We start from the raw sequence: 1938 nt of genomic DNA on the forward strand, positions 1-1938 counted from the left end.
AGCAGCAGGGCACCGACCGCCAGCGCCTCGTCGACCGCCGCCGGGGAGGCGTGCACGCCGACGCCGGCCGCGACCACCCGGAGCGCGCGGGCCAGCGAGGTGGCACCGGGCCGCTGGGCCGGGTCCTTGCGCAGGCAGCGCTCGATCACCGTCCAGAGCGGCTCGGGCATGGTGCTGGGCCGCTGCGGCTCCTGGGCCAGATGGGCCTGGAGCACGGCGAGCGCGCTGTCGCCCTGGAACGGCTGGCGGCCGGTGACCAGCTCGTACAGCATGATCCCGGCGCCGTACACGTCCACCGCGGAGGTCTGCGGGCGGCCCTCGGCGGACTCCGGCGCGACGTAGGCGGGGGTGCCGACGAACTCGTGGGTACGGGTGACGCCCGGGGAGTCGGCGAGCCGGGCGATGCCGAAGTCGGTCAGCAGCGGATGCATCTGCTCGCTGCCGTCGACCACCGTGGAGGCGAGCAGCACGTTGGCCGGCTTGAGGTCGCGGTGGACGATCCCGTCCGCGTGGCTGGCCGCCAGCGCGTCCGCGACCTGGGCCATCAGCAGGGCGCCCGCGATCGGGCTGAACGGGCCGTTGGCGCGCAGGTAACGGGCCAGGTCGGGGCCCTCCACCAGGTCCATCACCAGGGCCAGCAGCTCGCCCTCGACGACCAGGTCGCGGACCCGGACGATGTTGGGGTGGGTCAGCCGCAGCAGCAGCGAGCGCTCGCGCAGGAAGCGCATCACCACGTCCGGGTCGGCGGCCAGTTCCTCGCGCAGCACCTTGATCGCCACCCGCTGCCCGGGCACACAGCCCGGCACCTGGACGTCCTCGCGCACCACGCCGCGCCAGACGGTGCCCGTCGCACCCCGCCCGAGGGTCTCATCCAGCAGATACTTGCTGCCGACTGGCCGCACCTGTCGCACTCCTCGCCGTGCCGCCCGCGCGGGGCGCTCCTCCGCCGGTGCGGTGAGCCTGCCGGGCCCGTGTCTGCGGCCAACTCTAACGGTGTCCGTTCGGGTTTTCGGGGTCGCCGGTAGACCATCCGTACGGTCTGGGGAAGGGTTCGGGGACATCCCCTAGGGAAGGTCCCGGGCACCCCGCGAGGAGGCGGTCGGCCTGACTCCCCGTCGCCCCCGTCACGGCGGTGATCGCAAGATCGTCAAATCCGGTACGGTGCGCGGACCGTCCTCGACGGATGGCAGGATGGACACTCGCCACTCGTGTGGCCCAACGGTGCCCACGGCACCGGGCAGCGGTACCAGGCTTCACACCAGCAGAAGGGACCCGCGGGCGAGATGCAGATCCGGCTGACCGTCCTCCGACCGCGCAGCGGCCCGTCCGCCGCCGGCTCCGCCATTCCCTACGTGGACGTGCTGGTCACCGCGCCCGTCGGCACCGCACTCGGCGCCATCGCGGGCGCGCTCGCCGGCGCCGTGGGCGTGCGCGGGCCGCGGGCCGCCACCCACGTGCACCTGTACGCCGGGGCTCACCGGGTGGACGAGCACACCCTGCTCGGCCACCCCCCGCTGCTCGACGGCGCCGTCCTCAGCCTGAACGAGCCCGACCCGACCGCCGACGATCCCGACGACGCCCCCGCCGCCGCCGAACTGCGCGTGGTCGGCGGACCGGACGCCGGCGGCGTGCACCGGCTGCTCGGCCGGGAGATCCGGGTCGGCCGCTCCGCCGAGGCCGACGTCCCGCTCGACGACCCGGACGTCTCCCGGCTGCACCTCTCCCTGCACCTCGCCGAGGACGGCCGGATCTCCGTCCGCGACCTCGGCTCCACCAACGGCACCGCCCTGGACGGCCGGCTCGTCCCGCCCGGCCCGCCGGAGACCGCCGTCCCCCTGGAGCCGGGCGCCCTGCTGCGGATCGGCGAGTCCACCCTCCAGGTGACCGCCCCCGACCCGGCCGAGGCCGCCGGGGCCGTCCGCGCCGCCCTGCCGGACG

2 protein-coding genes are annotated in these 1938 nt (G+C 75.3%); one reads left to right on the plus strand and one right to left on the minus strand.

What is annotated here, in order from left to right:
* The coding region (locus tag KS423_RS44490; RefSeq protein ID WP_224285369.1) for a serine/threonine-protein kinase at nucleotides 1-902 on the minus strand (902 nt) is incomplete at its 3' end.
* Nucleotides 903-1283: 381 nt separating this feature from the next.
* On the opposite strand from KS423_RS44490, the gene KS423_RS44495 reads away from it, so the two are divergent.
* On the plus strand, nucleotides 1284-1938 hold a 655-nt coding region (locus KS423_RS44495), incomplete at its 3' end, for an FHA domain-containing protein (protein WP_224285370.1).

Origin of the sequence: Streptomyces sp. LS1784, from assembly GCF_020103755.1 — a bacterium.
GTDB lineage: Bacteria > Actinomycetota > Actinomycetes > Streptomycetales > Streptomycetaceae > Kitasatospora.